Source organism: Xanthomonas sp. LMG 12460, from assembly GCF_009192895.1.
Lineage (GTDB): Bacteria > Pseudomonadota > Gammaproteobacteria > Xanthomonadales > Xanthomonadaceae > Xanthomonas_A > Xanthomonas_A sontii.
The window spans coordinates 64,601-90,007 of record NZ_NKUH01000011.1; the positions used below are offsets into that span (position 1 = coordinate 64,601).

At 70.8% G+C, this 25,407-nt stretch carries 22 protein-coding genes; 7 read left to right on the top strand and 15 right to left on the bottom strand.

Features of this window, described 5'->3' with window-relative positions; translation table 11 throughout:
- Positions 1-40: 40 nt before the first annotated feature.
- The 7 genes from CEK66_RS02595 to CEK66_RS02625 are packed head-to-tail and all read right to left on the bottom strand — an operon-like array spanning position 41 to position 6,425.
- Positions 41-1,438, bottom strand: coding sequence for an ATP-binding protein (locus CEK66_RS02595; protein ID WP_226978472.1), 1,398 nt, complete (start codon positions 1,436-1,438; stop codon positions 41-43).
- The gene (locus CEK66_RS02600; RefSeq protein ID WP_010344484.1) at positions 1,435-2,112 is read right to left on the bottom strand and encodes a response regulator transcription factor; all 678 of its coding nucleotides are present in this window, start codon (positions 2,110-2,112) and stop codon (positions 1,435-1,437) included. Before CEK66_RS02600 ends, CEK66_RS02595 begins: the two co-directional genes overlap by 4 nt.
- A 21-nt stretch (positions 2,113-2,133) precedes the next feature.
- Positions 2,134-2,790, bottom strand: a complete 657-nt coding sequence (locus tag CEK66_RS02605) for a tetratricopeptide repeat protein (RefSeq protein ID WP_150411446.1) — start codon at positions 2,788-2,790, stop codon at positions 2,134-2,136.
- The gene (locus CEK66_RS02610; protein WP_152235873.1) at positions 2,787-3,605 is read right to left on the bottom strand and encodes an SDR family oxidoreductase; all 819 of its coding nucleotides are present in this window, start codon (positions 3,603-3,605) and stop codon (positions 2,787-2,789) included. The genes CEK66_RS02605 and CEK66_RS02610 overlap by 4 nt, the downstream gene beginning before the upstream one ends.
- Complete coding sequence (locus CEK66_RS02615; RefSeq protein ID WP_043094824.1) at positions 3,605-4,282, bottom strand: iron-containing redox enzyme family protein; 678 nt, start codon at positions 4,280-4,282, stop codon at positions 3,605-3,607. Before CEK66_RS02615 ends, CEK66_RS02610 begins: the two co-directional genes overlap by 1 nt.
- A complete protein-coding gene (locus CEK66_RS02620; RefSeq protein WP_152235855.1) occupies positions 4,279-5,772 on the bottom strand; it encodes an AMP-binding protein in 1,494 nt (497 codons plus the stop codon). The genes CEK66_RS02615 and CEK66_RS02620 overlap by 4 nt, the downstream gene beginning before the upstream one ends.
- On the bottom strand, positions 5,769-6,425 hold the full coding sequence (locus tag CEK66_RS02625) for a thermostable hemolysin (protein ID WP_152235856.1): 657 nt from the start codon (positions 6,423-6,425) through the stop codon (positions 5,769-5,771). The genes CEK66_RS02620 and CEK66_RS02625 overlap by 4 nt, the downstream gene beginning before the upstream one ends.
- A 289-nt stretch (positions 6,426-6,714) precedes the next feature.
- Here CEK66_RS02625 and CEK66_RS02630 point away from each other — a divergent pair, with 289 nt between their 5' ends.
- From CEK66_RS02630 to CEK66_RS02640, 3 genes are all read left to right on the top strand, one after another.
- Complete coding sequence (locus tag CEK66_RS02630) at positions 6,715-7,305, top strand: TetR/AcrR family transcriptional regulator (RefSeq protein WP_017911136.1); 591 nt, start codon at positions 6,715-6,717, stop codon at positions 7,303-7,305.
- Positions 7,306-7,439: 134 nt separating this feature from the next.
- Positions 7,440-8,099 carry a protein-L-isoaspartate O-methyltransferase gene (locus CEK66_RS02635; protein ID WP_152235857.1) on the top strand — a complete coding sequence of 220 codons (660 nt, stop codon included), beginning with the start codon at positions 7,440-7,442 and terminating at the stop codon, positions 8,097-8,099.
- A gap of 18 nt (positions 8,100-8,117) precedes the next feature.
- A complete protein-coding gene (locus tag CEK66_RS02640) occupies positions 8,118-9,485 on the top strand; it encodes a TolC family outer membrane protein (protein ID WP_017911135.1) in 1,368 nt (455 codons plus the stop codon).
- A gap of 302 nt (positions 9,486-9,787) precedes the next feature.
- On the opposite strand, the gene waaA is transcribed toward CEK66_RS02640, so the two are convergent.
- Entirely contained in the window at positions 9,788-11,107 is a 1,320-nt protein-coding gene (gene waaA / locus CEK66_RS02645) for a lipid IV(A) 3-deoxy-D-manno-octulosonic acid transferase (RefSeq protein ID WP_152235858.1), read from the bottom strand.
- Between the two features lie 103 nt (positions 11,108-11,210).
- Here waaA and CEK66_RS02650 point away from each other — a divergent pair, with 103 nt between their 5' ends.
- Entirely contained in the window at positions 11,211-12,152 is a 942-nt protein-coding gene (locus CEK66_RS02650) for an LpxL/LpxP family Kdo(2)-lipid IV(A) lauroyl/palmitoleoyl acyltransferase (protein WP_150409973.1), read from the top strand.
- Between the two features lie 4 nt (positions 12,153-12,156).
- Here CEK66_RS02650 and CEK66_RS02655 read toward each other — a convergent pair whose 3' ends face one another.
- Genes CEK66_RS02655 through CEK66_RS02665 form a run of 3 tightly spaced genes read right to left on the bottom strand, consistent with a single transcriptional unit; the run spans position 12,157 to position 14,813 of the window.
- A complete protein-coding gene (locus tag CEK66_RS02655; RefSeq protein ID WP_152235859.1) occupies positions 12,157-13,512 on the bottom strand; it encodes an O-antigen ligase in 1,356 nt (451 codons plus the stop codon).
- On the bottom strand, positions 13,493-14,605 hold the full coding sequence (locus tag CEK66_RS02660; RefSeq protein WP_152235860.1) for a glycosyltransferase family 4 protein: 1,113 nt from the start codon (positions 14,603-14,605) through the stop codon (positions 13,493-13,495). The genes CEK66_RS02655 and CEK66_RS02660 overlap by 20 nt, the downstream gene beginning before the upstream one ends.
- Positions 14,606-14,615: 10 nt before the next feature.
- Positions 14,616-14,813, bottom strand: coding sequence for a zinc-finger domain-containing protein (locus CEK66_RS02665; RefSeq protein ID WP_010344507.1), 198 nt, complete (start codon positions 14,811-14,813; stop codon positions 14,616-14,618).
- 192 nt (positions 14,814-15,005) lie between these two features.
- Between CEK66_RS02665 and CEK66_RS02670 the strand changes: the two genes are divergently transcribed.
- A complete protein-coding gene (locus tag CEK66_RS02670) occupies positions 15,006-15,254 on the top strand; it encodes a helix-turn-helix transcriptional regulator (protein WP_255325562.1) in 249 nt (82 codons plus the stop codon).
- A gap of 465 nt (positions 15,255-15,719) precedes the next feature.
- Here the strand turns inward: CEK66_RS02670 and CEK66_RS02675 are convergent, their stop codons facing one another.
- Together CEK66_RS02675 and CEK66_RS02680 are read right to left on the bottom strand one after the other, a co-directional pair.
- The gene (locus CEK66_RS02675) at positions 15,720-18,005 is read right to left on the bottom strand and encodes an NADP-dependent malic enzyme (RefSeq protein WP_017910606.1); all 2,286 of its coding nucleotides are present in this window, start codon (positions 18,003-18,005) and stop codon (positions 15,720-15,722) included.
- 148 nt (positions 18,006-18,153) lie between these two features.
- On the bottom strand, positions 18,154-19,518 hold the full coding sequence (locus CEK66_RS02680) for a dicarboxylate/amino acid:cation symporter (protein ID WP_026143958.1): 1,365 nt from the start codon (positions 19,516-19,518) through the stop codon (positions 18,154-18,156).
- Positions 19,519-19,967: 449 nt separating this feature from the next.
- Here CEK66_RS02680 and CEK66_RS02685 point away from each other — a divergent pair, with 449 nt between their 5' ends.
- Both CEK66_RS02685 and CEK66_RS02690 read left to right on the top strand, forming a co-directional pair.
- The gene (locus CEK66_RS02685; protein ID WP_017917402.1) at positions 19,968-21,140 is read left to right on the top strand and encodes a porin; all 1,173 of its coding nucleotides are present in this window, start codon (positions 19,968-19,970) and stop codon (positions 21,138-21,140) included.
- 316 nt (positions 21,141-21,456) lie between these two features.
- Entirely contained in the window at positions 21,457-24,102 is a 2,646-nt protein-coding gene (locus tag CEK66_RS02690) for a PAS-domain containing protein (protein ID WP_152235861.1), read from the top strand.
- A gap of 163 nt (positions 24,103-24,265) precedes the next feature.
- On the opposite strand, the gene CEK66_RS02695 is transcribed toward CEK66_RS02690, so the two are convergent.
- Positions 24,266-24,616, bottom strand: a complete 351-nt coding sequence (locus CEK66_RS02695) for a DUF5713 family protein (RefSeq protein ID WP_010344517.1) — start codon at positions 24,614-24,616, stop codon at positions 24,266-24,268.
- 94 nt (positions 24,617-24,710) lie between these two features.
- A complete protein-coding gene (locus CEK66_RS02700; RefSeq protein ID WP_017910914.1) occupies positions 24,711-25,349 on the bottom strand; it encodes a response regulator transcription factor in 639 nt (212 codons plus the stop codon).
- Positions 25,350-25,407: the final 58 nt, after the last annotated feature.

The window sequence follows — 25,407 nt, forward strand, 5'->3', positions numbered from 1 at the left end:
CGGCGCCGATGTCAGGGTGTTCCTGACGCCCAGGCCTGGCTCACGGGGGGAGCGGCAGGGTCACGCAGACGCGCAGGCCGCCCAGGGTCGGCGAGGCGTCCAGGGTCACCTCGCCGCCGTGCGCGGTCACCACCTCGCGCACGATCGCCAGGCCCAGGCCGCTGCCTTCCACGCCACTGCCCAGCTCGCGGTGGAAGCGCGCGAACACCCGCTCGCGCGCTTCGGCCGGGATGCCGGGGCCGGAATCCTCGACGCTGAAGCAGACGCCGTCACGGCCGGCGCACAGCGCCACCTCGACCTGGCCCTGCGGCGGCGCGTAGCGCAGCGCGTTGTCGATCAGGTTGCGCACCAGCGCCGACAGCGCCGCCTCGTTGGCCGGCAGCCGTGCCGGGTCGTTGCGGCGCAGGTGCAGGTGCTGGCCGCGGCGCGCGGCCTGGTCGCGCGCCTCCTCCACCTGCAACGCCACCAGCGCGTCCAGCGCCAGCGGCGACAGCGCCGCGGCGGCAGCCCCCGGCTCGACCCGGCTCAGGGTCAGCAACTGTGCGACCAACCGCTCCACCCGGCGCACGCTGGCGTCCAGGTGCCGCTGCGATTCGCCGCGCTCGTCGGCGTCGCGGGCCTGGCGCAGGTTGTCGGCATGCACCTTCAGCGCGGCGATGGGAGTACGCAGTTCGTGCGCGGCATCGGCGATGAAGCGGCGTTCGCGCTCCAGCGCGGTCTGCAGGCGCCGCATCAGTCCGTTGACCGCGGCGACCAGGCCGAGGATCTCGCGCGGCACGCCCTGCAGCGGCAGCGGTTCCAGCCGCTGCGGGTCGCGCTCGCCGATCGCCTGCGAGACCCGGCTCAGGGCACCGCTGGCCCAGCTCACCACCAGCCACACCAGCACCACCAGCACCGGCAGGGCCAGCAGCAACGGCAGGGCCGTGCCCAGCGCGATGTCCTCGGCCAGTTCCTCGCGGATATCGGCCTGTTCGCCGGTCTGGAACCAGCGCCCGCCCGGCGAGCGCAGGCTGAAGGTGCGCCAGCGGTCGCCATCCAGGGTGACGTCGGCGAAGCCGGCGCGCAGCGGCGCCAGTTGCCGGGTCGGCCCGCTGTCCGAGCGCAGCAGCAGATGGCCATTGCGGTCGCGCACCTGGAACGCGAGTTTGCTTTCGTAGGCGTGCCCGGTGCGAAACGCCAGCGCCTCGCCCACGCCCTGCGCCTGGCCATGCCAGCCGCGGATCACGATGGCATCGCCGGCCGGACCCAGCCGCGACAGATCGTCCAGCGGCTCGTCGACCAGGCTCAGCAACACGCGCGAGGACTGCACCAGCTTGGCATCGAACATCTCGCCGGCCTCCTGCAGCCCGGCGCGGTAGCTCAGCAGCGCGGTCAGCGCGAACACCGGCACCACCACGCCGAGCAGGCCGCCCAGCAAGCGTCGCCGCATCGAACTCATGGCGCCGCCGTCGCGGCCTGGGTGTCGAGCGCGTAGCCGACCCCGCGCACGGTGCGGATCAGCGCCGGATCGAGCTTGCGCCGCAACTGGTGCACGTGCACATCCACTGCGTTGCTGGCCACATCCTCGTCCCAGCCGTACAGCCGCTGCTGGATCGAATCGCGGGCGATGGCGCGGCCGTGGCGCTCGGCCAGCAGCCACAGCAGGGCGAACTCGCGCCGGGTCAGGTCCAGCGCACGGCCGCGCCAGCGCACCGCCAGGCGCTCCGGGTCCAGGTGCAGCGCGCCGATCTCCAGCTGCGGCGTGGCGCGGCCGGCGCTGCGCCGCAGCAGCGCACGCGTGCGCGCCAGCAGTTCGGTCGTATCGAAGGGCTTGCCCAGGTAATCGTCGGCGCCCACGTCCAGGCCCAACGCACGGTCGGCCGGCCGCTCACGCGCGCTGAGCACCAGGATCGGCACGTCGGCACCGAGCTGGCGGGTGCGCCGGATCACCTCCAGCCCGTCCATCCGCGGCAGCCCCAGGTCCAGCAGCACCAGGTCGATCTCGCCATCGCCGATCGCGGCCAGCGCGGCGGCACCGTCCTGCACCCAGTCCACCGAATAGGCGGCGCGGCGCAGGGCGGTGCGGATGCCCTCTCCCAGCGACAGATCGTCTTCCACCAGCAGGATGCGCATGACCGCAGTGTGGGCGGCCGCTCAGCGGCTGGCAAGATGCGTTTCGACCTCGTGCAGCGCCGCCTGGATCTGCTGGCGGCGGCCGTGGTCGGCCACCTCGCGGCCGGGCCGCGGCGGCGCCGCCAGGGCCTTGCGCAGCGCCGCCGCGGCGCCGCTCCAGTCCTTCTGCGCGCGCAGGAAATCGCCGTAGAAGTAGTTGGCGTCGATGCCGTCCGGGTCGTACTGCAGGCCCTGCTGCAGCAGCGCGCGCGCCTTGGCGTCGTCGCCGAAGCCCACCGGCCAGCCCGGCACCTGGTAGTACAGCGCGCCCAGGCTGGTGCAGCCGGCGCCGTTCAGGGCGGCCGGGTCCAGCGCCAGCGCCTGCTCGAAATCGCTGCGGGCGCGCTTGACCAGGCCCAGCGCACCGAGGCCGCCGCGCTCGCCGGCTTCGCTGGACAGCACGATGCCCTCCCAGATCAGCGCCGCCGGATCGCGCGGCGCCGCCTGGCGGGCGGCGGCCGCCTGCGCGGCCAGGCTGGCATAGGCCTGCAGGCGCTGCGGCTTCGGCGTCTGGTAGGCGACCTGGGCCCACTGGTCGCGCACCGCGACCACCGCCGGCGTCAGCGGCGCGGCGGCGACGGCCGCCCCCAGCGGCGACAGCGCAAGCAACAACGACAGCGCACGCAGACGGACGTTCATCGGGCATCTCCAAATCGGGAAGGAACGCGCGCGGCATGCCGGCGCACCACGGGCAACTGCGCTTTCAAACTGCGGTCCACCAGCCCCGGCAAGGCGCCGTTGAGGCGGGCGAAGAGTTTTTCCGGCCAGCCGATCTGCAGGCGCCGGTCGCCGCGTTCGATCGCCTGGCGCAGCGCGCGCGCCACCCGCTCGGGCGTATCCGCGCCGACCTTCAGCTCCTGATTCATCGCATCCACCTGCGCGGTATTGAACGCGGTGCGGGTGGCGCGCGGCGCCAGGTACTGGAAACGCACATGGCTGTCGGCGTACTCGCGCGCCAGCGCCTCGAACAGCCCGCGCAGGCCGAACTTGCTGGCGCTGTAGCCGGCGAAACCGGGGAAGCCCAGGCTGCCGAAGGTCGAGCCCACCGCCACCACCGTGGCCTGCGGCTGCGCCTGCAGCAACGGCAGCAGCGCGCGCACCAGCAACATCGGCGCCATCAGGTTGGTGTCCAGCAATTGCCGCAGATCCTGCTCGGACTGCTCGGCGAACAGGCCGAAGCCGCTCTGCGCATGCGCGATCAGCAGCAGCGAGGGACGGATCGGCAAGGCCCCGGCGGCGGCGAGCAACTGCGCGCGCCCGGCCGGCGTGGACAGGTCCAGCGGCAGCGGCAGCACCCGCCCCTGCGGATGCCGGCCGGCGACCTGCGCCAGGCGCACCGGGTCGCGGCCGACCGCCAGCACGCAGGCACCGGCGGCCACCAGTTCGTCGCACAGGGCGGCGCCGATGCCGCCGCTGGCGCCGGTGAGAATCACACTGCGTCCGTTGAGATCCATCATGCGGCCTCCGCCATGGGCAGCGCCGGCTGTGCGCGCAGGCTGCGGAAAATGTCGCCGTACAGGCCGTAGAAGCGCTTGGCCGCATGCACCACGGCGCGCTGGTCGTCGGCATCGTCGAGCCGGTCCATCAGGCCTTCGAAGAAGCCGGCATGCTCGATGTCCAGGTCGCCGTGCGAGCGCAGGTAGCTGAAGGCGTTGCGCGGCAGGCCCAGCGAGGTCTCGATGCTCTCGGCCGCGCGCGTGGCCAGCGCCACGCTGGTGCCTTCCAGCACCAGCACCATGCCGAAGAAGCCGACCGGATTGCCGCGGGCGATGGTGTCGTAGGCGTAGGCCACCATCAGTTCGGTCGCCGCCGATGGCATCGAGGCGGCGGCGGCGGCGCGGTCGGCGCCGCAGGCGGCCAGGTCGTCGAGGATCCACTCCTGGTGGCCCAGTTCTTCCTCGATGTACTCGGCCACCGCGCTGCGCAGCCACTCCAGCCGCGCCGGCAGGCGCGCGCCGCAGGCCATCAGCAGGGGCACGGTATGGCGCACGTGGTGATAGGCCTGGCCAAGGAAGGCGACGTAGTCGGCGCCGGCGATCTGCCCGGCCAGGGCAGTCTGGATGATCGGGATGGCGATCAGGTCGGCGCGTTCGGCCTGGGTCTCGGCGAGCAGCCGGGCATGGAAACTCATTGGAAGGCTCCTGGGGCGGGATCGGGTTCGAGTTCGGCATAGCGCTGCGCCACGGCGTCGGCGTAGCGCTGCAGGATGGCGTCGCGGCGCGGGCGGCCGTTGCCGGTGAGCAGACCGTCGGCGGCGCTGAACGGCGCGGCGGCGCGCACGAAGCCGGCGACGCGGGCGTAATCGGGCAGGCCGGCATTGACCTCGGCCAGCGCGCCGTGCAGCGCGGCGTCGTCTTCGCCAGCGCGGCGCGGCCACAGCACCGCCAGGTTGTGCGCACGCGCCTCGCCGCACACCACCGCCTGCGCGATCAGCGGATGCTGCAGCAGTTCGCTTTCCACCCACTCCGGCGAGACGTTGCGGCCGAAGGCGGTGATGAACACATGCTTGCGGCGGCCGGTGATGTGCACGAAGCCGTCGGCATCGACATGGCCCAGGTCGCCGGTGGCGATCGGCCCCGGTGCCGGGCCGGGCGCACCCAGGTAGCCCAGGCAGCGCACGCCCTCGACCTGCAGTTCGCCATCGACCACCTGCACCCGCGCATGCGGCAGCGGCCGTCCGACGCTGCCCAGGCGCTGCGCCTCGGGCCGGTTCAAGGCCACCACCGAGGCGCACTCGGTCAGGCCGTAGCCTTCGAACACCGGCAACTGCAGCGCCGCCGCACGGCGCAGCAGGCCCGGGCCGACGCGGCCACCACCGACCGCCAGGTAGCGCAACGAGGCGGGCAGCGGCACGCCGCGCTCGGCGGCCATGACCAGCCCCAGCAGCAACTGCGGCACCAGGATCACGCTATGCGGCTGGTAGCGGTGCAGGCAGGCGATCAGGGTCGGGATGTCCAGGCCGGCAGCGCCGCTGTAGCCGATCTCGGCCAGCGATGGCAGCGCGATCTGCGCGCCGGACAGCAGCGGCGCGTACAGGCCGCCGACGTTCTCCAGCAGCGTCGACAGCGGCATCAGGCACAGGTGCCGGCGCGGCGCCAGCGCCGAGGCGGCGTCGGCCAGCGAGCCGGCGACCTGCAGCAACGCGTCGGCGCTCAGGCACACGCCCTTCGGCTGGCCGGTGGTGCCGGAGGTGTAGGTGATGCAGCCGGTGCCCGCGGGCAGGGCCACCGGCGCCTGCGTCAGGCGCCGGCCGGCCAGTCCCGGCTCCGGCAGGCGCAGCGCCTCGCCGTCCAGGTCGGCCAGGGCCGGACCCGGCGCCGCGATCAGCCCCTGCGCGCCACTGCTGGCCAGGGCGTACTGCACCTGCGCCGGGCTGAAGAAGGTCGGCAGCGGCACGTGCACGCCGCCGTTCAGGCGGATCGCCAGATCCAGCAGCAGCCACTCGGGGCCGTTGTCCAGGCGGCTGGCGACGCAATGCATCCCATGCTCCTGCAGCGCATCGGCCAGGCGCTGGGCGCGCTCGAGCAGATCGCGCTCGCGCAGCGCCCCATCGGCGTAAAGCACGCGCGCGTCGTCGCCGCGCAAGCCGGCCAGCAGGTCGGCGACGCCGGGCGTGCTCACGGCGCCCCCGCCAGGCAGGCGCGGAACGTGGGCAGCACGCCGTGGCGGGGTTCCCCCTCGCGTTGCAGGAAGGCGTGCCCGGCGGCGATGTCGCCGAACATCAGCCGCGGCTGCGCCGCGTAGTAGTCGCCCCAGTCGCTGGGATCGTCTCGCAGGTCCTGGCCACGCGCCTCGCCCAGCTCCACAGTGGCCAGGTGCAGGCGATCGAAGGCGTTGCGCAGTTGCCGGGTCGCCACGAACAGCACCCAGCGCAGGCCCGCGCCATGCAGGGTGCAGGTCAGCGCGCGGATCATCGCCCGCGCGTCGCCGGCGTGCTCGGCGGCGAAATTGCCCACCTCCACCAACTCCGTGCGCACCACCCGCCGCGGCATCCGCTCGGCGATCGCCAGCTCGGCCGGCTGCGCCAGGTACTGCTCGACGAACAGCGGACCCTCGCTGGCGCAGCGCAGCCCCAGCGCGGCCTGCAGGCGACCGTCGGCGCCGTGGTAGGCGAGCAGGTGCGGAAGAAAGCCGCGCAGGACCGCGCCGTAGCGCTCGCGGTAGACCCGGGCGATGAAGGCTTCCACCTGCGCGCGATCGGGATGCAGGGCATCGACCAGCACAGGATCGGCGAAGCGGAAACCGGAAGCAGCGGAGAGGGGGACGATGGCCATGGCGGCATCGTCGGGGCGGTCGATTAGGCGACCATGAGCCCGATGTTAGGCAAATGTAAGCCGCGCATAAGCAAAGCATTGGATGCCGTGGCCCTGCCGCCCGTGCCCGCCGGCGCACTGCGCAGCCCGGCTGCCCCGCCCGCCGAACGCAGCGTCACAATAATGAACCAGCGGGTCTAGTATAAATATCGAACCGACTGGTCTAGTATTGCCACCCATGGTCAGCAAATCGTCCGCCGCCTCCGCCAAATCCTCCTCGCGTCCCGCCGGGCCCGGTCGCCCCAAGGACATGGGCAAACGCGCCGCGATCCTGGAAGCGGCACGGGAAATGTTCACCGAACTGGGCTTCGGCGGGGTCAGCATGGACGGCATCGCCGCCCGCGCCGGCGTCTCCAAGCTCACCGTCTACAGCCACTACGGCGACAAGGAAACCCTGTTCGCCGAGGCGGTGCGCGCGCAATGCCAGGCGCTGCTGCCCGACGACCTGTTCGGACACGCCCTGAAAGGACCGCTGCGCACCCAGTTGCTGGACATCGGCCAGGCCTTCTTCGCCATGATCAGCAGCGAGGCGGCGATGGCCACCCACCGCATGATGCTGACCCCGGGCACCGGCGACGACCACGTCCGCGAGATGTTCTGGAATGCCGGTCCCAAGCGCACCCAGCAGCACCTGGCGCAGCTGCTGCAGGCCCACGTCGCCGCCGGCGCGCTGGACATCGCCGACCTCGACCTGGCCGCCTCGCAGTTCTTCTGCCTGGTCAAGGGCGAGCTGTACTCGCTGATGATGTGCGGGCTGTGCCGCGACGCCAGCCAGGAGCGGATCCGCGCCCATGTCGAGGCCAGCATCGACTTCTTCCTGCGTGCCTATGCGGCGCGCTAGCCCGGCCGTGGGGCTGTCCGCGACGGCCGATGACTTCCGGCACTGCGCGCCGGACCGTCCGGCGGCGATGCTGCGGCATACGCCCGGCCTCCGTGCCGGCTAAAATGCCCGGCCCTCCGCGTTGGATGCCCGAAATGACGATCGACTACTCCCAAGCCCGCGAAAAGATGGTGGAACAGCAGGTCCGTCCCTGGGACGTGCTGGACCTGCGCGTGCTCGACGTGCTGTCGCGGCTGCCGCGCGAGACCTTCGTGCCGCCGGCCCACCGCACCGTGGCCTACGCCGACCTGGAGATTCCGCTGGGCCACGGCCAGTTCATGATGAAGCCGGTGATCGAAGGCCGCATGCTGCAGGCCCTGGATCTGCAGCCGGGCGAGGACGTGCTGGAGATCGGCACCGGCAGCGGCTTCGTCAGCGCCTGCCTGGGCGAGCTCGGCCGCGAAGTGGTCAGCCTGGAGATCGAGCCGGCCCTGGCCGCCGCCGCGCGCGCCAACCTGGACGCCGCCGGCCTGGGCAGCAACGTCCGCATCGAGACCGCCGACGCCTTCGCCTGGAACAGCGAGCGCCGCTTCGACGTGGTCTGCGTCACCGCCGCGGTCACCGAGATCCCGGCCCAGTTCCTGGCCTGGCTGCGCCCCGGCGGCCGCCTGTTCGCGATCCGCGGCCGCGCGCCGGTCATGGAAGCGGTGCTGGTGCATGCCGAAGCGGGCGCGCCGCGCACGGAATCGCTGTTCGAAACCGACCTGGCGTACTACCTGCGAGGCGCAGCGCCAGTCCCCCAGTTCACATTCTGATCCATCAAGGAAGCCGCAATGATCCGCCGATCCCTCGTCCTGGCGCTGGCCGCCGCGCTGTTTCCGTTGGCCGCCAACGCCACGGACCTGCTGCAAGTCTACGAAATGGCCCGCAACAGCGACCCGCAGTTGGCCTCCGCGGAATCGACCCGGCTGTACGACAAGGAAGGCGAAGTGCAGGCGCGCGCCGCCCTGCTGCCGCAGATCAACGGCAGCGCCTCGCTGCAGCGCAACCATAGCGAAGTCGAGCGCGGCGGCGGCGAACTGGCCGGCACCGGCAAGAGCCGCAGCTACGCCGTGCAGGGCCAGCAGACCCTGGTCAACTTCGCCCAGTTCTCCAACCTGCGCGCGCAGAAGGCGCGCAGCCTGGCCGCCGACTACACCCTGGATTCGGCCAACGACGACCTGATCGTGCGCACCTCGGCGGCCTACTTCAACGTGCTGGTGGCGATCGAATCGCTGGTCGCCGCCGAGACCAACGAAGCCGCCGCCAAGAAGCAGTTCGACTACGCCGACAAGCGCCTGGAAGTGGGCCTGGCGCCGATCACCGACGTGCACGAAGCCCGCGCCGAGTACGACCAGGCCCGCGCCGACACGATCAATGCGCGCAACTCGCTGCAGGACCTGTACCAGGCGCTGACCCAGATCACCGGCCAGCCGGTGCGCGACCTGCGCGGCCTGCCGGAGGATTTCCGTCCGCAGCTGCCGGCCACCGGCGGCGACATCGACAGCCTGATCGCCTCGGCGCTGGACAAGAACCCGTCGCTGCGGTCCTATCAGTACCAGGTGCAGGCGGCCGAGGCCAGCGTCTCGGCGGCACGCGCCGGGCACCTGCCGACGCTGAGCCTGTCGGCCAGCGCCGGCCGCGATGCGAACTGGGGCAACAGCGTCTCCGGCAGCGGCAGCACCCCGCGCGCCGACAGCAACACCATCGGCCTGACCTTGAACATCCCGATCTTCGCCGGCGGCGCCACCCAGTCCGGCGTGCGCCAGGCGCTGGCGCAGCGCGACATCGCCCAGGACACCTACGAACTGCAGAAGCGCGCGCTCGACCGCAACACCCGCAACGCCTACCAGACGGTGGTGGCCGGGATCAGCGAAATCGAGGCGCGGCGCCTGGCGGTGGTCTCGGCGCAGGCCGCGTTCGATGCCTCGCAGGTCGGCCTGGAAGTGGGCACCCGCACCGTGCTGGACGTGGTGCAGAACCAGCGCACCCTGTACCAGGCGCAGCTGGCCTACGCGCAGGCGCGCTACAACTTCCTGCAGAACCGTCTGCTGCTGAGCCAGGCGCTCGGCTCGCTGGACGTGGCCGAGGTGCAGTCGATCAACGCGCTGCTGACCCAGAGCGCCGAATCCAAGCTCAACTCCGCCAACAGCACGCAGTAAGCGCACGCACACGCGCTTGCCGCCGAAACGGCGGGCCTTCGGGTCCGCCGTTTTTGTTTATGGAGGCGTGGGGCGAGATGCGGCAGCCTCCTGTGTGAGGGACTTCAGTCCCGACGCGCTGCGCGATGGGAGGAGAGGGATGGCGAGAGCCATGCGTCGCGACTTGCAGGGCACCTCGAGTAACGACGCATGTCATTCGCAGGAGCTTCAGGAGCGGCTTCAGCCGCGACGGGACTTCCCATGAACAGCCCGTCATGGCGATACCCGCTGCGACGGATCTGCACGCGCGCCTCTACGACGCGTCAGTCCTCCACGCCCGCATCGCCCGCCAACGGCGGCAGGTGCGGCGCGATCAGCTGCAGGGTCCGCTGCAGCGCGCCGCGGCCGTTGGCGACCAGCGCGCAGCCGGCCTCGGCCATGCGCGTGCGCGCCTCGGCATCGCCCAGCAGGGACTGCAGCGCCGCGCACACGGCGCCGGCGTCCTCGCAGATGGCCACCGCCCCGGCTTCGCGCATGCGCCGCGAAATCTCGGAAAAATTATGCAGGTGCGGGCCGGTCACCGACGGCGTGCCGACCGCCGCCGGCTCCAGCAGGTTGTGGCCGCCGATCGGCTGCAGGCTGCCGCCGACGAAAGCCACCTGGGCACACGCATAGAACCCCATCAGCTCGCCCAGCGTATCGATCACGAACACCGCATCCTCGGTGCCCGGCCACTGCTGCTGGCGGCGCGTGGCCACGCGCCAGCCCTGGTCGCGCGCCAGCGCCTCGACCTTGGCGAAGCGCTCCGGATGCCGCGGCGCCCACAGCAGCAGCAGGTCCGGCCACTGCCGGCGCAACTGCCGGTGCATCTCGATCACCGCCGCTTCCTCGCCGTCGTGGGTGCTGGCGGCGATCCACACCGGACGCGTCGCCGGCACGCGCTCGCGGAACGCGGCGACGACCTCCGGCAAGTGCGCAGGCGCGGCGATGTCGAACTTCAGGTTGCCCAACGCGCGCACCTGCTCGGCACGCGCGCCCAGCGCGACGAAGCGCTCGGCATCCTCCTGCGACTGCGCCGCCACGCAGGTGACGGTGCGCAGCGCGCGCCCGATCAACGGCCGCAGCAGCCGATAGCCGCGCAACGAACGCGCCGACAGCCGCGCATTGAGCACGTACACGGGAATGCCGCGGTCGCGGCAGCCGAACAGCATGTTCGGCCACAGCTCGGTTTCCAGGATCAGCGCCAGGCTGGGGCGGAAGTGCTGCAGGAAACGGCCGACGCTGCCGGGCACGTCGTAGGGCAGATACACATGATCGAGCGCGTCTCCCCACAGCGCGCGCACCCGCTCCGAACCGGTCGGGGTGATGGTGGTGATCACCCAGCGGATGTCCGGGCGCTGCGCGCGCAGCGCATTGACCACCGGCGCGGCGACGTTGACCTCGCCCACCGAGACCGCATGCAGCCACACCCGCGGCCGCCCGCGGGCCTGCGAATACGAGGCGTAGCGCTCGTCCCAGCGCTGGAAGTACTGGCGCACGCGAAAACCGCGCCAGACCAGGTGATAGACGGTGACCGGCAGCAGCAGATAGAGCACGGCCGAGTACAGGCCGCGCAGCAGCCGCTCGATGAAATCGTTGCGCATCCGGACAGCATAGCCGGTTGCAAGCAGGCGGCGGCAGACGATCGCCACGCGCGCCGCAGCGCACGCCGACGCGGTGATGCACGCGCCCGGCTAAACTTGGCGCATGTCTGCCGCCCCCACTCCGCCCGCGTCCGCCACCCAGGCCGCACCGCCGCCACGCTCGCCCCGCCACTGGCCCACCTGGCTGCTGCTCGGCTTGGCGGTGATCGCCGCGCGCCTGCCCTGGCTGTTGCAGCGCGCCCTGGGTCGCGGCATCGGCTGGCTGGCGCTGCGCCTGGCCGGCACCCGCCGCCACGCCGCCGAGGTGAACCTGAAGCTGTGCTTCCCGGAGCAGAGCGATGCCTGGCGCGAACGCCTGCTGCGCGACAGCTTCGATGCGCTGGGCGTGGGCGTGTTCGAATTCGCCCGCGCCTGGTGGGGCGGCATCGGCGCGATCCGCCGGCGCACCCGCATCGAGGGGCTGGAACACCTGCAGGCCTTGCAGGCGCAGGGCCGCGGCGTGCTGCTGGTGTCGGGCCACTTCATGACCCTGGAGATCTGCGGCCGGCTGCTGTGCCAGTACGTGCCGCTGGCCGGCATGTACCGGCGCCACCGCAATCCGGTGTTCGAATGGGCGGTCAAGCGCGGCCGCCTGCGCTACGCCACCGCGATGTTCGCCAACGAGGACCTGCGCGGCAGCGTGCGCCATCTCAAGCGCGGCGGTTTCCTGTGGTACGCGCCGGACCAGGACATGCGCGGCAAGGACACGGTGTTCGTGCCGTTCTTCGGCATGCCTGCGGCCACCATCACCGCCACCCACCAACTGGCGCGGCTGACCGGCTGCGCGGTGGTGCCGTACTTCCACCGCCGCGAAGGCGCCGACTACGTGCTGCGCATCGCGCCGCCGCTGCAGGACTTCCCGTCGGAGGACATGGTCGCCGACACCGCGCGGGTCAACGCCGCCATCGAGGCGATGGTGCGCGAAGCGCCGGCGCAGTATCTGTGGATCCACCGCCGCTTCAAGCGCCAGCCCGGCGGCCGCAGCGACTTCTACGAGCGCGGCTGAGCGCTCACCCAGGCGTCGCGGCGTCGGCGCGCTCGCCCGGTTCGGGGTCGTTCGCCAGCAGGGCGCCGGCGTACAGGCCGATCAGCAGCATGGTCAGCCCGCCCCAGAACGACGAATAGAACGCCAGGTGGGTATTGAACGGGAACACCGTGATCAGCAGCGCCTGCATCGCCGGGCGCGCCCGCTCGCGCGCCTGCGCCGAGGCGTAGCGCCACGCGCGCCACGCCTGCGCGGCACCGGCCAGCCACAGCAGCAGGCCGATCACGCCGGTCTCGGCGAGCACCTCGAGCACGATCTGGTGGGCATGAAAGGCCGGCTCGCGCCCCCATTCCCCGGCATGGCTCGGATCCGGGTCGCACCCGACGTAGGCCTCGCGGAAGCCGCGCACGCCGACGCCGTTGATCGGGTGCTGGCGGATCATGCACCAGGCCGCGCTCCAGATCTGCGCACGCCCGGTCAGCGCCGCGTTGAGGTCGGCCGGATGCCCGCTGAGTGCGCGCGCGGTGCGCTCGAAGCGGTCGTGCACCTGCGGCGACACCACGCCGAGCACACCGGCGCCCAGCAGCGCGGCCACGCCCAGCGCCAGCAGCTTGCGCGCGCCGAGCAGGCGCCAGCCCGACAGCACCAGCAGCACCGCGAAGGTGATCCACGACGCGCGCGATCCCGCCAGCACCAGCACCACGCCGACCGCCCCTGCCGCGATCAGCCAGCCCCAGGCACCGCCGCGGCGCGCGGCCAGCCACAGCAGGAACGGCGACACACTGGCCAGCACCTGGCCGAACTTCAGGTTGCACGGGCCGAACACGCCGCTGAGGCGATCGGCCAGGGCGATCTCCTGCGGCGTGCACAGGCCGTGGTGGCTGATCGCCCACTTCAGCTGGTCCAGCGACCAGAACAGCGGGCTGGTGCCGCACAACGCCTGCGCCAGCGCATCCAGGGTCCAGATCGCGGCGATCACCGCCAGGCCGTTGAAGGTGGTGCGGCGACCGCGCGGCGTCGCCACCGCCATCGCCACCAGCCACAGGAACGGCAGGAAACGCAGGTCCACCGCCGATTCGCGCAGTGCCAGCGGCACGTCCACCGCGCCCAGCGCCGACAGCGGCTGCGGCAGCCAGTAGGTGAGGAACAGCAGCGTGGTCAGCGCCCAGGCCGGGCCGCTGAGCAGGCGCGCGCCGCCGCGGAAGCGGCTGTGCAGCAGGCGCGCCAGGGTGACCAGGGCGCCCAGCGCCAGCACCCCGGCGGCCAGGCCCGGCGCAGGCCACAGCGCGACGAACACCAGCACCCACACCGGCGCCCAGCGTTCGCGGACTTCGGGCAAGGCAGAAGCGGACAGGGAACCGTCAGGGCCGGAGTTCGTCATAGATCGCCAGGGTGCTGCGCTGCATCGCCTGCAGCGTATAGGGAAGCGTGGCCGGCGGCGCCGGCGGTTGTGCCAGCAGTGCGCGCGCGGCCGCCAGCAAGGCCACGGCGTCGAAGGTCGCCACTGCGCCGGCGGGCTGCAGCTGCGCCAGCAATTCGCCGACCCCGCCATGCGCCCAGCCCAGCACCGGCCGCCCGACCGCCAGCGCCTCGACCACGGTGCGACCGAACGCCTCGGGCTTGCGCGACAGCTGCAGCACCAGGTCGCTGGCGGCGTAGGCGTCGGCGATGCGTGCGGTCGGCGGCGTGAACGCCACCGCGTCGGCCACGCCGAGGGTCGCCGCCTCGGCTTCCAGTTCGCGGATGTAGGCCTCGCGCCCGGCCTCGCGCGCGCCCGGCAGCCACAGCCGCGCGTCGCGTCCCTCGCCGCGCAGCACCGCCAGCAGGCGCAGCGCGTCGGCGTGGCCCTTCAGGCGGGTGCCACGCCCCGGCAACAGCAGCAGCGGCCCATCCCCGGCCAACGCCGGCGCCTGGCTGACGGCCCAGGCCCGCGCCTGTGCATCGGGCCAGGGACGGCGCGGGAACTGCGCCGGATCGATACCGCGCGGCACCACCCGCAGGCGCGCCGGATCGGTCTGCGGATAGTGCCGCAGCACGTAGTCGCGCACGGTCTCGGACACGCAGATGACCCGCTCGCCGCGGGTCATCACCGCGCTGTAGCGGCTCGGCGAGTTGAGCCCATGCACGGTGGTGACCAGGCGCGGACGCTGCGCCGCCGGCATGCCCTGCAGCGCGCGCCAGCCCAGCCAGGCCGGCAGCCGCGAGCGCGCGTGCACGACGTCCGCGCTCTCGCGCGCGAACAGGCGCCGCAGCGCCGGCACGTGGCGCAGGGTCAGCAAGGACTTGCGGCCGATGTCCAGGGCGATGTGTTCGGCGCCGGTGGCGGCCAGCGCCGGCAGCAGCCGGCCGCCGGCCGACACGACCACGGCGCGATGCCCGGCCTCGACCAGGGCCTGGGCGATTTCCAGGGTGGACCGCTCGACGCCGCCGGACTCCAGCGCCGGCAGCAGCTGCACCACGGTCAGGCGGTGCATCGAACCCGGATCAGTCGACCAGCACGAAGACCGCGCCGCAGTACGGGCACTTGGCTTCCAGGCCCGGCTCGTCCTCGATCGGCAGGTAGACCCGCGGATGCGAGTTCCACAGCGCCATTTCCGGGGTCGGGCAGCTCAGCGGCAGGTCGGCGCGGCGCACCTCGTAGCGCGTCTGGGCATTGGCGGGCGCGGTGGCGGTATGGCTCATGGCGGTGGGGACACGGCAAAAAGGGACAGGCGATTCTAGCAGCCCGTCCCGCCACGGGCGCGGTGCGCGGCGGCGGCCCCAGGCGGTCCTTTCACGCGCCTTTCCGGTTCGCTTGATACGGAACCAACGCACCACTATGCTGGCATCACGCGGCGCCGACATGCCGCTTTGAGGTGTCTCGTGGATATAGGTGTGCGTTTGATGCAGGCGCGGCGAAATGCCGGTTTCACACTGCGCGAGCTTGCCGCCTTGCTGGGCGTGGCGCATAGCACCCTGGGTCATTGGGAGAACAACCGTTCGGTCCCCAATGCCCGGCATTTGCTGAAGATCGCCGAACTTACCGGCGTCGATGCGTATGTGCTGCTGACCGGCAAACCGTCCAAGCTGAACCAGACCGACAGCGACAGCCTGCCGTTGCCGGTGGGCAAGCGCATGGCCTGAGCGCGGCGCGGCGCCACTGGCGTCGTCCCCGTGCCCGGCTCGACCCCGCGCAGCCCAGGTGCGGGCTGCGCGTGAAGACGCGACTCGCACCGCGACACCTGCTGTCGCCCCGATATGAAACCGCTTCCAGCCCCGCCCTTTCGCTGATCTCGCCGCGATCCGACGCAGCGGTTGCGGCACGCGTGCCGCTGCGGCGCCACTCCCTCACTGCCCCTGACGCAATCGCGGTTGCCTTCCCTGCCAGTCACTCCGTCTGCGGCGACATCGCGCGCTCAGGCACGGCCTCGCGCACGACTCGCACGTGAGGCGCGCGCAGCGCGCGAGCGGATCTCCTGAAGACATGAGGGTGGCAGCCGTGCTGCCAGCCGTGCCGTGTGCGCACGCCCGAAGCGCCGCTTGAGCACATGCAGCCGCACCGGCACCGCAGTCATGCGGGCCGGTGCGGGCTGGAAGCCGCGTGGCGGCTTATTTTTCCGCTTCGAGCTGCTTGCGGATCTGCGCGTCGACCGCGGCGATCGCGGTCATGTTCATCACCCGGCGCGAGGTGGCGCTGGTGGTGAGGATGTGCACCGCCTTGGAAATGCCCATCAGGATCGGGCCGATCGCCACACCGTCGGTGAACACGCGCACCAGGTTGTAGGCGATGTTGGCCGCTTCCAGGTTCGGCAGCACGAACAGGTTGGCGCGGCCCTTCAGCGTGCTGTTGGGCATGATCTGCTTGCGCAGCGCCTCGTCCCACGCGGTATCGCCCTGCATCTCGCCGTCGATGTTGAGCTCGGGCTTGCGCTTGAGCAGCGCCTCGCGCACCTGGCGCATCTTCAGCGCGTCGCGCGAATCGTGGCTGCCGAAATTGGAGTGCGACAACAATGCGATGTTCGGCTCGATGCCGAACAGCTTCAGGCGATAGGCGGCCTGCAGCGTGGCCTCGACGATCTGCTCCACGCTCGGGTCTTCCTGCACGTGGGTGTCGACGAAGAAGAACGCGCCCTGCTGGTTGATCACACCGGTCATCGCCGAGGTCGAACTGACCCGCGGCTCCAGCGGAATCACGCTGCGCGCATAGCCGAGCTTCTTGTGGAAGCGGCCGACCACGCCGGTGAGCAGCGCATCGGCTTCGCCGCGCGCGACCATCACCGCGGCGATCAGGGTCGGCCGCGAGCGCATCAGTTCCTTGGCCGCGGTGACGGTGACGCCGCGGCGCTCGGTGAGCGCGTGGTAGTACTGCCAGTAGTCGTTGAAGCGCGGATCGTCGTGGATGTTGGTGATCTCGAAATCCACGCCGGCAGTGATGCGCAGGCCCAGGCGCTGGATGCGCGCCTCGATCACGTCCGGGCGGCCGATCAGGATCGGGAACGCCAGGCCCTCGTCGATCACGCTCTGCACCGCGCGCAGCACCACTTCCTCTTCGCCCTCGGCATAGACCACGCGCTGCTTGTCGGCGCGGGCGCGGTCGTACACCGGCTTCATCATCAGGCTGGTGCGGTAGACGAACTGGCTGAGCTTGTCGCGGTAGGCGGCCATGTCGGCGATCGGCCGCGTGGCCACGCCCGAATCCATCGCCGCCTGCGCCACCGCCGAGGACAGCTCGACCAGCAGGCGCGGATCCAGCGGCCGCGGAATCAGGTAGTCGGGGCCGAAGCTCGGCGTCTCGCCGCCGTAGGCCGCGCCGAGGTCGGAGGCCTCGCGCCGCGCCATCGCCGCGATCGCCTTGACGCAGGCGATCTTCATTTCCTCGTTGATGCCGGTGGCGCCGACGTCGATGGCGCCACGGAACAGGTAGGGGAAGCACAGCACGTTGTTGATCTGGTTCGGATAGTCCGAACGGCCGGTGCCGATGATCGCGTCCGGACGCACCGCCTTGGCTGCCTCCGGCGTGATCTCCGGATTCGGATTGGCCAGGGCGAAGATCACCGGCTGCGGCGCCATCGTCGCCACCATCTCCGGCTTGAGGATGCCGGCGGCCGACAGGCCCAGGAAGATGTCCGCGCCCTCGACGATCTCGGCCAGGGTGCGCTTGTCGGTGTCGCGCGCGTAGCGCGCCTTGTCCGGGTCCAGGTCGGTGCGGCCGGTGTGGATCACGCCGTCGCGGTCCAGCGCCAGGATGTTCTCCGGCTTCAGGCCCAGCGAGACCAGCATGTTGACGCAGGAGATGCCGGCCGCGCCCATGCCGGTGGTGGCCAGCTTGACCTCTTCGATCTTCTTACCGGTGACCACCAGCGCATTGAGCACGGCCGCGCCGACGATGATCGCGGTGCCGTGCTGGTCGTCGTGGAACACCGGGATGTTCATGCGCTCGCGCAGCTTGCGCTCGACGATGAAGCACTCCGGCGCCTTGATGTCTTCCAGGTTGATGCCGCCGAAGGTCGGCTCGAGGCTGGCGATGATGTCGACCAGCTTGTCCGGGTCGTTCTCGTTGATCTCGATGTCGAACACGTCGATGCCGGCGAACTTCTGGAACAGCACGCCCTTGCCTTCCATCACCGGCTTGGACGCCAGCGGGCCGATGTTGCCCAGGCCCAGCACCGCGGTGCCGTTGCTGATCACCGCCACCAGGTTGCCGCGCGCGGTCAGTTCGCTGGCCTGTTTCGGATCGGCGACGATGGCCTCGCAGGCGAAGGCGACGCCCGGCGAATAGGCCAGGGAGAGATCGCGCTGGGTCAGCATGGGCTTGGTCGCGGAGACCTTGATCTTGCCCGGCGGCTGCTGGCGGTGATAGTCGAGGGCGGCCTGTTTGAAATCGTCGTTTGACATCGAGGGCTTCTTTTGTCGAAAGGCGCGGAGGCCCGGAATTCTACCCCCAGCCGCAGGAGCGGTCCTGTCTGGCGGCTGTCGCCACGGCCTTGGGGGCAGGAAAAAAGCAACGCGCCGGCAAGGCCGGCGCGTCGTGTGATGCAAGGGATCAGCGCGTGGCGAGCGGTTCGGCCGCCACCGCCGGCAGCGGCACGGCCTCGCCATCCAGCGCCAGGCGCAGGCGGTCGCGATCCAGCGCATTCTCCCAGCGCGAGACCACCACGGTGGCCACCGCATTGCCCATGAAGTTGGTCAGCGAGCGGCATTCGCTCATGAAGCGGTCCACGCCCAGGATCAACGCCATGCCGGCGACCGGCACTTCCGGCACCACCGCCAGCGTCGCCGCCAGGGTGATGAAGCCGGCGCCGGTCACACCGGCCGCGCCCTTGGAGCTGAGCATCGCCACGAGCAGCAGCGTGATCTGATGGCCCAGAGTGAGTTCGGTGTTGGTGGCCTGCGCAATGAACAGCGCCGCGAGCGTCATGTAGATGTTGGTGCCGTCGAGGTTGAACGAGTAACCGGTGGGCACCACCAGGCCGACCACCGACTTCTCGCACCCGGCGCGCTCCATCTTCTCCATCAGCGACGGCAGCGCCGATTCGGACGAGGACGTGCCCAGCACCAGCAACAGTTCCGTCTTGAGGTAGCGGATCAGCTTGAAGATCGAGAAGCCGCACAGATAGGCGACGGCGCCGAGGATCACCACCACGAACAGCAGCGAGGTGACGTAAAACGAACCGACCAGCCAGGCCAACTGCACCAGCGAGTGCAGGCCGTGCTCGCCGATGGTGTAGGCGATCGCGCCCAGCGCGCCGATCGGCGCGGCCTTCATCAGGATGTGCACCAGCTTGAACACCGGCGCGATCAACGCCTCCAGGAAGTTCAGGACCGGCTTGCCGCGCTCGCCGACCATGGCCAGCGACACGCCGAACAGCACGGCGACGAACAGCACCTGCAGCACGTTGGTCCCGACCAGCTTGCCGTTCACCACCTGGTCGCCGGTGAACGCGCCGAGCAGCGAGTTGGGGATGATGTCCATCAGGAAGCCGACCAGGGTCAGGTCGTGCGACTTCTGCACGTAGCTGGCGACCTTGCTCTGGTCCAGCGTGGCCAGGTTGACGTCCATGCCCGCGCCGGGCTGCACCACGTGCGCGACGATCATGCCCACCACCAGCGCCAGGGTGGAGAAGAACAGGAAGTACACCATCGCCTTGCCGAACACCCGGCCCACCGTCTTCAGGTGCGTCATGCCGGCGATGCCGGTGACGATGGTCAGGAAGATCACCGGCGCGATGATCATCTTCACCAGCTTGATGAAGGCATCGGCCAGCGGCTTGAGCTGCGTGGCGAACTGCGGCTCCAGATGGCCGAGCACGGCACCGATGACGATGGCCACCAGCACCTGGACGTAGGTATGCCGGTAGAACGGCACCGGCCGCGGCGCAGGGCTGGCCGGGGAAGTTGAGATATGCATCGAAGGCGCTCCGGGACGGTCCGCCCACCCGACGCGGGTCGCGGAATGCTGCCTTTGTACGCGTCGCCAGCGTCTAAGCAGATAACCTATTGGTACTAGGCCCGGCGCCGCGCCGTGTCGACGCGGTTACAGTGGCGCGGCAGGCTCACGGAAGGGCTGACGCAACGCCGCACGCAGACGCCGCCCCTCGCGGCCGATGGCGGCGTGGCCGCCATCGCAGCGCACGTCTTCAGGGGGAGACGGCGTCGCAGGACTGCAACATCGCCGTAAAGAACGGCCGGGCGCGTCCGCTATTGCATGCAGGGGGCATCGCGTCCGGCACCGTGTCCGCATCGCAGCGGCCTCGCCGTTCGCGTGCGGTCCACCACCGCACTGCCCGCGCCATCCATGGCACCACCAGCCCGGCCGGGGACTGCCGCGCCTTCATTCCTTACCGAGACGACTCCATCATGCGCCACACTCTCCTCTTCGCTGCGCTGGGCCTGACCGCCGCCGCTCCCGCCGTCGCCGCCAACGGTTTCGACGACTGGCCGACCAAGGTCGCCTTCAACGACGGCACCGAACTGGCCGTGACCGGCAACTACGCCTACGACTGGAACAACTTCTCCAACGACGACGGTCGCCTTGAGGACGACAACGCGTTCCGGCGCAAGGAGTTCGGCGCGACGCTGAAGAAGAAGGGCGTGTACGACGCGATGGTGTACTTCGACTTCCAGTCCAAGCTGTGGCTGGACGTGTTCTTCCGCTTCGAGACCAAGGCCCTGTTCGGCGCCGACTACGGCAAGGTGCGCCTGGGCTACATCAAGGTGCCGGTGGGCCTGGAAGGCGTGACCAGCTCGCGCGCGGACAGCTTCATGGAAGTGGCGCTGCCGGTGCAGGCCATCTACCAGGGCCGCCGTACCGGCGTGGAGTGGACCTTCGAGCGTCCGCAATACCTGCTGCAGGCCGGCGCCTACGGCGGCAAGGACCTGCAGGGCGACAACCCCGGCACCACCCAGGCGGTGCGCGGCGTGTGGACCCCGTTCAAGGCCGACGGCGACGTGCTGCACCTGGGCCTGGCGTACTCGCAGGAGAATCCGCGCGGCTACCACAACGGCTTGGACGTGAGCTTCAGCCCGCGCGCGCGCTTCCGTGCGCGTCCGGAAGCCGGCCTGACCGACGTGCGCCTGATCGATTCGGGCACGCTGGTCGACGTCGACCAGGTGCGCCGCACCGGCCTGGAGGCGATCTGGATCAAGGGACCGTTCTCGATGCAGGGCGAGGCGCTGCGCGCCGACGTGACCCGCGACAACGGCCGCCCCGACTACACCGCCGACGGCCAGTACGTGTTCGCCAGCTACGTGCTGACCGGCGAATCGCGGCCGTACAGCGCCGGCAACGTCGGCAACATCAAGCCGGCCAACGCCTACGGCGCGGTCGAGCTGCTGGCGCGCTACAGCCGCCTGGACCTGGACGACGGCACGGTGCTCGGCGGCCGCCAGCACGACTGGACCTTCGGCGCCAACTGGTACCTGACCAGCCACTTCAAGTTCCAGGTCAACTACGTGCGCGCCGATGCCGAACGCGCCGGCGTGCACGTCAAGCCGAACTCGCTGGACGTCCGCGCCCAGGTTCAGTTCTGAGCCAGCGCACGTCGGCCGATCCGAGGCGATCGGCCGGCGTGCACCCCGCTGCGCCAGCCGCAAAGGCTTCGCAGCGAGCCGCAGGAGGGGCGTCGGCGATGCCAAGGCCCCTTGGGTGATGCGGCCTCGGCGTCCACCGCGTGTTCGCGGCACATCCGCAAGACGACACCGGCGACGTTCCCTGATGCGATCGCCGTTGCACCTGCCGGCGGTTTCGGCTCGTTGGCGGTCCGCGACGCCCGCCATCTCCGCCGCATGCCGCAAACGGCAGCGCACCCTCTAAGCTGATGCGGTCCCGGTCGCCGCGTTCTTCCGCATGCCCTCGCTCCTGCGCCATCGTCGCCTGATCCTGCTGCTGGTCGTCATCGTCGGCGGCATGGTGCTGGCGATGCTGTCGGCGCAGCACGTCGCCGAACAGCGCGCGTTGCGCGCCGAGAGCGTGCAACTGCGGCAACAGCTGGAGCTGTATGCGCAGACGCTGCAGCAGCGCATCGACCGCTACCGTACCCTGCCGCAGGTGCTGGCGCTGGATCCGGAACTGCGCGACGCCCTGACCCATCCGCTGGACGCGGCTACCCAGCAGCAGTTGAACCTGAAGCTGGAGCGCGCCAACGACGTCACCCGCTCCTCGACCCTGACCCTGATCGACGCCAACGGCGTGGCCCTGGCCGCCAGCAACTGGCGCCTGGCCAGCAGCAACGTCGGCGCCGACTACAGCTTCCGCCCCTACGTGAAACAGGCATTGGCGCAGGGCAAGGGCCGCTTCTACGGCATCGGCATGACCACCGGCGTGCCCGGCTACTTCCTCTCGCAGGCGATCCTCGACGCACGCGGGCGCCCGCTCGGGGTGATCGTGATCAAGATCGAACTGGCCGCGCTGGAGCACGAATGGCTGCGCGTGCCCGACGTGGTGCTGGTCAGCGACGGCCACGGCGTGGTGTTCCTGTCCAGCCGCGACGTCTGGCGCTATCGCCAGTTGCAGCCGCTCAGCGCGCACGAGCGCGACGAACTGCTGGCCACCCGCCAGTACGCGCAACAGACGCTGCTGCCGGCGCGACGGCGGGTGCTGGAGACGCTGGACGACGGCGGCCAGGTGATGCGCATCGACATGCCTGCGCAGCCGGCGCCGCTGCTGTGGCAGAGCATGGCGCTGCCGGAGGGCGGCTGGCGCCTGCACCTGCTACACGACGTCGGCGGCAGCCGCGCGGCCGGCCGCGCCGCCGCGCTGGCCGCGGCCGGGATCTGGCTGGCGCTGTCGTTCCTGGGTCTGCTGTTCCAGCAGCGCCAGCGCCTGGCACGGCTGCGCCAGCGCAGCCGGCGCGAACTGGAGGCGTTGCTGCAGCAGCATGCGCAGGAGCTGCGCACCGCCCAGGACGGTATCGTGCAGGCCGCGCAGCAGGCCGACACCGGCCTCAGCCGCAGCCTGGAGCACCTGCCGCAGGGCGTGGTGATCATCGATGCGCAACTGCGCCTGGTGGCGTGGAATTCACGCTATCTGGAGATCTTCCGCTTCCCGCCGGAACTGATCCGGGTGGGGCGCCCGATCGAGGATGTGTTCCGCTACAACGCACGCCGCGGCCTGCTCGGCCCCGGCCCGGTGGAAGCGGCGATCCAGCGCCGCCTTGACCACCTGCGCAGCGGCCGCCCGCACATGCGCGAGAGCGAGAAGGACGACGGCACGGTGCTGGAGATCCGCGGCAATCCGCTGCCCGACGGCGGTTTCGTCACCAGCTACGCCGACATCACCAGCTACAAGAACGCCGCGCGCGAGCTGCGCTCGCTGGCCGACGCGCTGGAGCATCGCGTCGCCGAACGCACCCACGACCTGGCCGAGGCCAAGCGCGAGGCCGAGAACGCCAACCGCTACAAGACCCGCTTCGTGGCCTCGGCGGTGCACGACCTGCTGCAGCCGCTCAACGCCGCGCGCATGTTCGTCTCGGCGCTGCGCGGCAAGCTGCACGAGGCCGATGCGCGGCAGATCGCCGACCATGTCGACAACGCGCTGGCGGCGCAGGACGCGATCCTCAACAGCCTGCTGGACATCTCGCGACTGGAAGCGGGCACGTTGAAGACGCAGGTGCAGGACCTGGCGCTGGACCCGCTGCTGCAGACCCTGGCACGCGAGTTCGGCATCGTCGCCGAAGGCCGTGGGCTGCGCCTGGACTACGTACCGACCCGCGCCACCGTGCGCAGCGACGCGACCCTGCTGCGGCGCATCCTGCAGAACTTCCTCTCCAACGCGGTGCGCTACACCCCGCGCGGACGGGTGCTGCTGGGTTGCCGGCGCGACGGTGCGCAGTTGCGCATCGAAGTGCACGATCAGGGACCGGGTATTCCCGACGCCCTGCAGCAGGAGATCTTCGAAGAATTCCGCCGACTTGGCGACGGCGTCGCCAACGACCGCGGCGCCGGCCTCGGCCTGGCGATCGTGGAGCGCATCGGCCGCCTGCTCGGTCACCGCATCGGCCTGCGCTCGCAGTTGGGCCGCGGCAGCGTGTTCTCGGTGACCGTGCCGCTGGGCGATGCCGCTGCGGCGCAACGCCAGGTGCCGGCGGCGATGGCCAGCGACAACGGCGACGACCCGATCCTGCATGGCTGCCGGGTCTGGTGCATCGACGACGACCCGCGCGTCTGCGAGGCCAGCCGGACCCTGCTGACGCGCTGGGCCTGCCAGGTGGAACTGGCCGCCGGCCCGGACCAGGCGCTGGCCGCGGCGCAGCCGGCACAGGCGCCGGAACTGGTATTGCTGGACGTGCGCATGGGCGACTGCCACGGCCCGACCCTGTTCGCGCAGCTGTGCGCACGCTGGCAGGCCGAGCCGCGGGTGATCCTGGTCACCGCCGAAGCCGATCCGGCGCTGCGCACCTTGGCACAGGACCGCGGCTGGGGCTTCCTGGCCAAACCGGTCCGCGCGCCAGCCCTGCGCGCACTGATGACGCAGATGTTGCTGCGGCGTGGGTGAGGCGTGTGAGCGGTTTATCAGGCTTGGGGAATGTGGATCTTTGGCTGCCGTACCCTCATCCGCCCCTGCGGGGCACCTTCTCCCGAAGGGAGAAGGGAAGCGCTTAGCCCCTCTCCCCCCGGGAGAGGGGTTGGGGTGAGGGTACGGGCGCGCAGCGATGCCTCTACCACTCGCGCGGCGCGATCAGTTCCTCGACGTCGGCGTCTTCGAAACCATAGGCCTTGGCGATGTGCAGGAAATCCACGCCGATGTTCTCGCTTGCGGCGGTCTCGATCTCGCTGTCGTGGGCCTCGAACTCCAACGCCAGCTTGTTGAACTCTTCGGTGGCGGCATGGGTGAGCCGGTACAGCGCCGGCAGGTCCGCCGGTGCCTGCGCCTCGATCGCCTCGCACAACCGCAGCAGGATCTTCTGTCCCTTGCCGACCAGCGACGGGGGGAAGTAGTCGTCGTCCAGCATCTCCTGCAGGAACGGATAGTGGGCGGTCTGCTCGTTGCGGAGGGTCGTGGTGGGCATGGTCCGGTGGTCTCCGCCCGCGGGGGGCGCGGGCATCGGCGCATAGCATCGCGTATCCGGGCGCCGCAGAAAACGCCCCCCGCCGGCGCCCGGTTCAGGCCTCGCCTTCCGGCTCCAGCGCCTTCACCAGCACCGCGGCCTGGGTGCGGCTGTGGCATTCGAGCTTCTTCAGGATCGCGGTCACGTGGACCTTGACGGTGTTCTCGGCCAGGCCCAGTTCGTAGGCGATCTGCTTGTTGAGCAGACCGTCGGCCAGGCACAGCAGCACCCGGAACTGCTGCGGGGTCAGTTGCGCCAGGCGCGCCGCCAGCTGCGCGTCGGCCTCCGACCGCGCCGCGGTCAGCGGTGGGAACCAGGTGCCGCCGTCGAGCACCGCCGCCACCGCAATGCCGATGGTCTCGGCCGGCGAGGACTTGGGAATGAAGCCGGCCGCGCCGAACTGCTGCGCGCGGCGGATCACCCGCGGATGGTCGTTGGAGGAAATCACCACCACCGGCACGTCCGGGCGCTCGCCGCGCACGTGCAGCAGGGCCGAGAAGCCGCGCGCGCCGGGCATGGCCAGATCCAGCAGGATCAGGTCGGCATCGGCCTGCGCGGCCAGCGCGGCGTCCAGGGTGCCAGCGCTGGCCGCCTCCACCACCAGGGCGCGCGGCAAGGCCTGGCGCAACGCGTGCAGCACGGCGGCGCGGAACAGCGGGTGGTCGTCGGCGACCAGGATCGTCGGGGCATCCATGGGCGTGAAGGCGGCTGGCATGACGCTGCAACGCGGCGTCGGGTGGGCGCGGACAACG